The 9,540-nt window shown below is 37.7% G+C and carries 6 protein-coding genes; all 6 read left to right on the forward strand.

Translation table 11 applies throughout. From position 1 onward, the window contains the following. On the forward strand, nt 1–779 hold a 779-nt coding region (locus C8D70_RS20360), incomplete at its 5' end, for a T9SS type A sorting domain-containing protein (RefSeq protein ID WP_146212910.1). Nucleotides 780–790: 11 nt separating this feature from the next. Next, nucleotides 791–3,577 carry an RHS repeat domain-containing protein gene (locus tag C8D70_RS20365; protein WP_110368504.1) on the forward strand — a complete coding sequence of 929 codons (2,787 nt, stop codon included), beginning with the start codon at nt 791–793 and terminating at the stop codon, nt 3,575–3,577. Between the two features lie 77 nt (nt 3,578–3,654). Further along, a complete protein-coding gene (locus C8D70_RS20370) occupies nt 3,655–7,329 on the forward strand; it encodes a DUF6443 domain-containing protein (RefSeq protein WP_228408074.1) in 3,675 nt (1,224 codons plus the stop codon). Nucleotides 7,330–7,354: 25 nt separating this feature from the next. Continuing rightward, nucleotides 7,355–7,744: a hypothetical protein gene (locus tag C8D70_RS20375; RefSeq protein WP_146212911.1), complete on the forward strand. Its 390-nt coding sequence runs from the start codon at nt 7,355–7,357 to the stop codon at nt 7,742–7,744. A gap of 132 nt (nt 7,745–7,876) precedes the next feature. Then, nucleotides 7,877–8,980, forward strand: a complete 1,104-nt coding sequence (locus C8D70_RS20380; protein WP_228408075.1) for an RHS repeat-associated core domain-containing protein — start codon at nt 7,877–7,879, stop codon at nt 8,978–8,980. Nucleotides 8,981–8,988: 8 nt separating this feature from the next. Then, nucleotides 8,989–9,354: a hypothetical protein gene (locus C8D70_RS20385; RefSeq protein WP_146212912.1), complete on the forward strand. Its 366-nt coding sequence runs from the start codon at nt 8,989–8,991 to the stop codon at nt 9,352–9,354. Nucleotides 9,355–9,540 lie beyond the last annotated feature (186 nt).

Below are 9,540 nucleotides of genomic sequence, written 5' to 3' on the forward strand. Positions count from 1 at the left end.
AAGTAGAATGGGAAAAGAATTTTGGAGGGAAAGGTGATGATCATTTGAGAACCCTGGCTTTAAGTTCCAATGGATTTATCATTGGCGGAGAATCCAGATCAGAAAGATCGGGCAACAAAACTGTAGGCATTGAAGAAGGAACGGACCTTTGGCTGATCTCTTTAAATGAAAGAGGGGAAGAACAGTGGCAGAAATCTTACAATTTTAAAAACAGAGATATCCTGATGAGTATGAGTGTCCTTCATTCTGCGGATGACAAATCTTCTAAAGGCATCTTATTGGGAGGTTATACTCAGGCTGAAGGAAGAATAGAAACCGATGACGAAACTTTCTGGATGCTGTACCTGGATCAAAACGGCAATGAACAGTGGAGAAAGCATATCACCGGAGAATCCAGAAAAAAAGAGGAACGGCTTTCTGACTTAAAACTCAACAGAGACGGCTCTATTGTTCTGGCAGGAACCAGTGCTGAAGAACTGGGCAAAGAAAACTGGAAGATTGTAAAGCTGGGAGATAAGCAGGTAGGTGATCTGATTGAAAAGTATGACATTAAGATCTATCCAAACCCAGTGTCAGATTATGCGTATGTGGAAATCGGCTTTGATTTCAAGGATGCTGATATTCTGTTGTATGATATGAGTGGAAGACAGCTTCAGAAGCTAAAAACAAAGAACAGAGTCACTAAGATCAATACCCAGGCTTTGGTTCAGGGAGCTTATCTGGTGACGATAAAAACGGATAACAATAAAACGGCGAATGCTAAATTGATTAAAAAATAAAGCTAATAATTATGAAGAAAATATTTTTATTATTGATTTATATGCTGGGATTTACCTTATATAATGGTCAGCAACAAAGTCAGAATACTGAAATTGTCCGGCCAGCCCCTTCTGTGGCTGGTTTGTCTACCTACAACAGGGTTCCTGTTTCTGTACAGACAGGAATACCCGATATATCTTATCCGTTAATTAATGTTGAAACAGGAAACAAATCGGTAAATATAAATTTGGGAATTAGTTATCATGCCGCTAATACTTCAAGCAGAGATGGAGTAAGTGATGTAGGTAAAGGATGGATGATTCTGGGAGCAGGAGTTGTTTCAAGGGAAATACTTAATGATTTTGATGAAGTGCTTGATGACACTAGTTATATTTATTATCACAAAAACGAATTTGATGATATTTATAATTTTAATATTCCTGGAGAATCTGGGAAATTCAGGTTTATAAGAGATACGCTGAATAATACTTTTCAGGTTGTAAAACTAACTCCTTTTACATCTAAAATTGAATATCAAAGATCAGCTAATCAGGCAACTCTTATTTTAGACTCCTTTACGATAACAAATGAGTCAGGAATTAAATATGTTTTTAAGGATTATGATATAAGCATGATGCATGTATGGCTCTATTATAATGATCCTAAAGATAATCCAAGACATGGAGACAGAAAGTACAGAAGTACATTTTATCTATCTTCAATTCTTGATGAAAACGGGCAGGAACTGGTAAAATATAGCTATTTAAGGGACTTGAAATATCCACCCGGAGTGGATCAGGTTACCAGTACAGAAACGAACAAACTCACCCGTATCGAAGCAAAAGGACATGGGATTATAGAATTAAATTATGACAAAAATGAGAATGAGAATAAAAACCAGGATATATTCTCCATCAATAATATTATTCTTAAAACAGCAAATAATGCTTTTATAAAAAAATATGTATTCAAATATTCATACATTTCTGTCGGCAATCCTACGGTGAATTATAGAACATTAGCTTCATTCAGCCAGGTTGATCAGAATGCAAAAATAATTGAAAATTACGGTTTTGATTACATAGGTACCGGCTATGAAGAAGGTGATGAGTATGTGATGCTCAAAAATGTAAAATTACCTACAGGAGGGGTTGCCAGATATGATTTTGAGATGATACCCTACGCTTATAACGGAAAAGAAATACAAATACCCACATCCAAGGTAGCTTTAGCAGATATATCTTTTACCAAGGCAAATGGAGTAAGGAAATACGCTTTTACCCTTACTGAAACAAAGACTATAGAAATAGATGCTACAGCTATCGGGGATCTTGCATCTTACTCATGGGCTGCACAGTTCTGGAAAAAGAATGGAAGTTCATATGCAATCTCCCATAGTATTGGAGTACCAGTAGATCCAAACACTAATTTCGAATATGTTCAGAAAAGAATATTTGATCCGGGTGAATATTATCTTGATTTATATTGCAATGATATAGGCTGCAGTAACATAACATTTGATCCTCCTGCAGTTATTAGCCTATCAAAAATAGTAGGAGAACCCAGTGTAGGCGTCCAGTGGATTCCAAAGTCGGGCTTACCAAGAATTAGAACTATTAAATATTTTAATAGTACGCCCGATAATACTTTCAATGTAACTCCCGCAACAATCGAAGAATATGATTATAATACATTTGATAATCAAGGATCTTCTAGTGGATATCTTGTTGAAGGGGGTTCTTTAAATGGTTTGGATCCGGCCAGCCCCGTTTTTATTTACAAGAATATAAAAGTTTCCCAGGGAAATAATAACGGATATATAAGGTATTACTTTAAGGCTCCTGATTCTTACCCTATACCTTCAGGCTCCGGCGTATGGCCTAATTTTAATATTACCAGAGGAGGGCTTATTGATAAAAAAGAAGTGTATAGCAGTTCTAATCAGAAATTATCTGAAGATATTTTTGATTATACATTTGAAGAATATAACGGACCTTCATATTTAGTGGCACCCAGTTATACTATTGGAAATTTTTATCTCAAAACCACCTGGATCAAGAACAGTAAAGTAACGTCTAAAAATTATTTTGATACCGGAATGATAGAAACAAAAAATGAAGTCTTCAGAAATTCCTATAACAATAAACCAAATCTGGAAAGATCAACTTCCTTCGACGGCAGTATTCAGGAGACTACGTATAAGTATGCCTTAGACAAAAACAACCAAAAACTAATTAATGCCAATATGGTAGGTATTCCGTTAGAGATCACCACCATAACCAGAAAAAACGTTTCTGACACAGGAAAATTGCTGTCAAGAGCAGAAACCAAGTATGACAATCCGGGAAACAAATATCCCTCTTCAGCTGTTTCTTATGATTCTCAGAATTCTGTGGCCTCCGAAGTAACTTTCAGCCGCTATGATGCAAAGGGAAACTTGGAAGAGTATACTACTAAGGACGGAATTACGGTTTCCGTGGTTTGGGGCTACAACAAAACACAGCCAATTGCGAAAATAGAAGGAGCAGCATACAGCCAGATCGCTCCGTATATTTCTGATATCATCAGTAAATCCGATATGGCAACCGTTTCTGAACAGGATCTTCAAAATTCCCTTGATGCTTTCAGAAACAATGCCAATCTGAGCAGTTATCAAATCACTACCTATCTGTTTGATTCCTTAAACAGAATGAAAACCATGACCCCTCCTACGGGAGTTCGTGCCGTTTACCAGTATGATGCAGCAGGAAGATTGCAAAAAATAGAAGATGAAACAGGAAAAGCACTGAAGAAATACGAATATAACTACGGACATTGATCATGAAAAATGAGCATTTAAAAACAAGAATTCCGCATCCTGACTTCTCATTCCTAACCTCTGGTATTTCAATTAAGATGAAAAAAATACTCTTACTATCCGGTCTTTTTTCTGCTGTCTGTTTACAGGCTCAGAAAACAACCACCGAAAACTATATATCCACTACAGACTGTCTGAATGAAGACTGCAGCAAAAAAACAGAAACAGTACAATACTTTGATCTTCTGGGAAGACCCAAACAGGTTGTGAGTGTAAAAGCAACACCTTTAGCAAAAGATATCGTAACCCCTGTTGTATATGATGATCTGGGGAGGCAGACCAGAACCTATCTTGCGGTTCCTCAGAGTTCCACTTCCAATGGAGCTGTTTATCCCCAGACTCCCGGAATGGTTTCTTTTCCTGTTGCTGATGCTACTGGTATCTACGCCGGTGAAAAGACCTATACAGAAAAAATTCTTGAAAAGTCTCCGTTAGAGAGGGTCTTACAACAGAAACCAATTGGAAACGACTGGAATGGCAAAGCGGTAGTATTGGGTTACGATCTCAATACGGCTGCCGATCATGTCAAAAATTATCAGGTAACGGTCAGTTGGGATCCTACGGAAAAAGTTTACAAAAACGAATTACAGTACAATGCTGTAGAATATGCAGCCGGTAAGCTCGTTAAAAATACGGTTACCGATGAAGACGGTCATAAAGTGGTTGAGTTTAAAGATGCCACCGGCCAGACCATACTTTCCAGAAAAGTAATAGATGCCGTAAAAAATGCAGATACTTATTACGTTTACAACGATTACAAACAACTGGCTTATGTGATTCCGCCACTGGCATCAGCCGCAGCTTTGAGTTCTGCAGCGGTTGATAATATATGTTATCAGTATAAGTATGACAGCAAAAACAGGCTGGCAGAAAAAAAACTTCCCGGTAAAGGATGGGAATACATGGTGTATGACAGGCAGAACAGACTGGTAGCTTCACAGGATGCCAATCTTAAAGAAAAGGGACAGTGGATGTATACCAAATATGATCAGTTTGGAAGAGCTGGTTTTACCGGAATAGCAACCGGCGGAGATAGAAAAACAGAGCAGGGACTTGTTGACGGAATTACAAACAACAATGTAAAAATGACCAGTTCTGCTGTCTTTAACAGACAAGGAATGGATGTCTTTTATGATCCTGCCACTTCATATCCCCATGCTTCGAAATGGGTAAGTTTGTTATCTGTAAATTATTATGACAGCTATCCCAATTACAGTTTTAATCCCGCTTTTCCGCAGTTGATCCAGGGAATCGCGGTTTTAAAAGATACTCCCGTTGATGGTAAAAGCACCAAAGGTCTCTCTGTGATGAGCTTTGTAAAAAATATTGAGGATGATAACTGGACCAAAAACTATATTTATTATGACCAGAAAGGAAGAACCATAGGATCATACGCCCAAAATCACCTGGGAGGATATACCAGAACAGAACTGGATATTGATTTTGCCGGGGTCACCAGACAGAGCAAAGCGTATCACAAAAGACTTTCCTCTGATCCTGAAAAAGTAATCACCCAGACTTTCACCTATGACCAACAAAACAGGTTATTGGTGCATAAACACCAGGTGGATACCAATCCTGAAGAAATTCTGGTACAGAACGAGTATAATGAACTGTCACAGCTGAAAAACAAAAAACTGGGTGGAACAACTCTTTCACAACCCTTACAAAGTATCAACTATACCTACAATATCAGAGGATGGCTGACGAAAATCAATGATCCGTCCAATCTTAACGGAAAGCTGCTTGGATATGAAATGAGATATTTCAATCCTGTGAACCCGAATATTGCCCCGGGAAGATTTACAGGAAATGTTACGGAGATCGACTGGAAAAATGCTTCCGAAGATGTGTTGAAACGGTATAACTATGCGTATGACGGACTGGGCAGGCTTCAGGATGCCGTATATTCCGAGCCCAATGCCACTGTACCTTTTAATAATAATTATAATGAACACCTGACCTACGATCTGAACGGAAACATTAAAACATTAAAAAGAAATGCTTTCCCTGCAAGCGGCAGTACAACATCTGCTCAGGTAGATGACCTGATCTACAATTATACCGGAAACCTTTTAACCAAAGTGACGGAAAACGCCCTGAACGATACCGGATATGAAGGCGGAAACAACACCATTTCCTATGATCTGAACGGAAATATGAAAGATATGCTGGACAAAGGAATCCAGTCGATTCAATACAACCATCTGAACCTTTCCAACGGCTATAGCATGCAGCAGATCAACGGATTGGGGCAGCTGCTGAACAGCACGATGAGTTATCTTTACCGTGCAGACGGAACCAAGCTCCGTAAAACTTATTCCAGTACTCCGCCAAGAGGATCTACCACCACCCGTATTACAGATTATCTGGATGGCTTCCAGTACAGCTACACGGAAGGAGGTGGAATATGCCTGGAATGCAGAACAGAAAGTGCCTATGAACAGCAGGCCTATAAAAGTGCATCCTTCGTATTTCCCGGAACACCAATACCGGAGTGGAAACTGGATTTTGTAGCCACCGCAGAAGGCTTTTACAGTTTCACGGAAAACCGCTATATTTACCAATACAGAGACCACCTTGGAAATGCCAGGGTAACCTTTGCCAAAAGCAGCGCAGGCGTTCCTGAAATTATCGATACCAACAATTATTATCCTTTTGGGCTGAACCATATCTCCGGGCCGTTCAGTACGTCTAACTTTGGAAGTTTCTACAGTTATAAATATAATGGTAAAGAACTTCAGGAAACCGGGATGTATGATTACGGTGCCAGGATGCTGATGCCTGATCTGGGAAGATGGGGTGCCATGGATGCCATGTCTGAGAAATACAGCGCATGGAGTCCTTATAACTATGCCATCAACAATCCTGCGATGGTGATTGATCCGGATGGGAATGATGTTATAAATACAGGGGCTGGGATGACTGCTACAGGTGCTGATGCACAGTTTGCTTTTAAAGCGTATGTAGCAACAATGTCTACAAGTACTGAATCTTCAGGAGGTAATATATTTACGGGATTGGATAATGAGTATGATAGGGATGGCAAGATGATTAGTAACCTAGGTGGAAATAAAATAGATTTTTACCATCAAAGAAATGGAGATACTAAAGTAGTTAGTCGACAAACTGGAGCTTCAAATATTATTACAGGTGGAGAATCTATTATTAGAGGTTATACTCATAGAGGAAAAGATATAGGATGGGGAACGATAACAATTGAATATTTTGGAGGAAGTGGACCTGCTCGCAGTCTATTTAGTGATTTTAATGATTCTAATGATGGACCTTTTGCTTCTCTAGATAAGGCATCGTCTCCATATTCTTCTTTAGCAAGACAAGCATCATTAAACTCACAAGATCCAAAAGGGTTTGTAGAGATGACATATCTTCAGGCTAATCCTATAAGAGCAAATTTTGATGGGTATGAGCAGATGTGGGGAAGATCTACTGTATCTTGGTACAAATTAGGAGACGAAACACTTTTTTTAATGTTAGATTCAAAATCTCAGGAGTCATTATTTTATAGATTACCAGTAAATAATTTTGAAAGAACCGAAGGAAAAGTAAATAGCTTTGGAAATACATATCAGACTTATATGTGGACTGAAAGCAATTCCGAAGTTCAAAAAAAAGTAATTAACCCAACCTTAAAGAACGTTTTTAAACAAGCTGTAACACCACCATCTATATTAAAAAGACCTAGATTTTAAATCGAACAACTTAAATTTAATAAATATGAAAAAATGTATAAGTTTAATTTTATTACCACTTCTATTTTCATGTCAAAATATTAGTAGTGAAGATATGTATGGAAAATATTCGCCAGTATCATATAAAAATACATATGATACCCTGACAATTCACAGAGATGGAGTGTACAATAGGGTTATTTATAATATGGAAGGGAAAAAGTTATTGGATTACGATTCAAAATATAAAATAGATAATCAATCTATAACACTTTCAAAATTTTATCTAAATTTAGACAAAGATTTAATTGCTTTTCCAGAGGATGTAGAAGACACTAATACAACTTATATAACTTCTTTCAAAAAAAAAGATAAAAACATTTTTCTCTGCTTTGGTCATTATGGAGAAAATTGTTATCAGAAAATTATAGAATAAAAAAACACTGAGCAAAGTCCCCAATAGTGCGAGCATCTCGTTCGTTTTCAGATAATAAATTAAAACCATTGCTTTTGCAGTGGTTTTAATACTATTCTTTTATCCAAGGATAGCACAGATGCTCCTGAAATTATCGATACCAACAATTATTATCCCTTTGGGCTCAACCATATCTCAGGATCGTTCAGTACTTCAGGTTTTGGAAGCTTTTACAGCTATAAATACAACGGCAAAGAGCTTCAGGAAACCGGGATGTATGATTACGGCGCCAGGATGCTGATGCCTGATCTGGGAAGATGGGGTGCCATGGATGCCATGTCTGAGAAATACAGCGCATGGAGTCCTTATAACTATGCCATCAACAATCCTGTGATGGTGATTGATCCGGATGGGAATGATGTTATAAATACAGGGGCTGGGATGACTGCTACAGGTGCTGATGCACAGTTTGCTTTTAAAGCCTATGTAGCAACAATGTCTACAAGTACTGAATCTTCAGGAGGTAATATTTTTACGGGGTTTGGTGGAACTCTTGGAGAAGATCCAAAACCTGGTTTCTGGGGAAGGGTAAGCAATTGGTGGGATCGTTTGTTTGGCAGAAATAAAGGGGCTGATATTTTAACGCTTACAAGAGGAGCTGAGGTCTCCAGGGCAGTTGAAGTTGGAGAACCAATACGAATTGCTGAATTTTTCTCAGCTATAGAGGTAACTTCAGTAGCCGTTGGAGCAGCAACTTTAGGAGCCGTGTTAACACCTGTCATGATGAAAGATCCAGAATATAACTGGGCAAGGGATTTACCTTTAACTGTACCTACTACAGTAGCAACAGATGTACCAGCTAATGAATCTGGCAATTTATATTTATACAGAAATATGAGAAATGTAAACGGTATGCCTATGGTTGGGGAAGGCTTAGATAAACTAGGCTTAAGAGATAGAGATGTTAATCTTCTTTCTAACTCCACGATGATAACACCTCTTTTTGCAAATGGTTTATCCGTTACTGTAGGCTATGGTGATGTAGTACCACCTAATGTTCCTGATTTTAGCAGAGGAAAAGGAACAATTTTTAGAATATCAGCAAGTTCTTTAATATCTTATGGTTTAGCAGGGTTACCAGTTCTGAATCCTGATGTTCCAAACTATGGTCAGATTCGACCTGCAATTCCTATGAATGTAGGAACATTTAGAGCATTGATTCAAAGTACTGCCCCAGCTTGGCAACCTGTAAAATAATTAAATATATGGAAGAAAGAGATATTATCATAAGAAAAATTTTAGAAAAATTATATATTGAATTTAATCCAGAAAATCTCTCTAGACTCACTCTAGATCAGTATAGAGATTTCTTCTTTTCAATATTTGAATACATAAATTTGTATAAAGATAAATACCTTTTGACAGAAAAAGATTTTATTGAATTTAGCAAGAATATACATCATAAATATAATTATGATGAATACGAAGATAACTGTTGGGAAAGAGTTGCTTTTTTTATGGACGAGCTAATATTTCGCTTTGCTACACCTCCACCTTATTTTTTTCATGCTAACTTTGAAGATTTTAAAGATAAATTAAAAAGAGATTTTACGAAAGGTAATGGGTTGTAGCAGAACTATTTTCTTATTCAGGGGAAGCAGCACAACAGGCTTTTAAAGCCTATGTTGCAACAATGTCTACAAGTACTGAATCTTCAGGAGGTAATATTTTTACGGGGTTTGGTGGAACTCTTGGAGAAGATCCAAAACCTGGTTTCTGGGGAAGGGTAAGCAATTGGTGGGATCGTTTGTTTGGTA

The sequence above is a fragment of the Chryseobacterium sp. CBTAP 102 genome, from assembly GCF_003201365.1.
Lineage (GTDB): Bacteria > Bacteroidota > Bacteroidia > Flavobacteriales > Weeksellaceae > Chryseobacterium > Chryseobacterium candidae.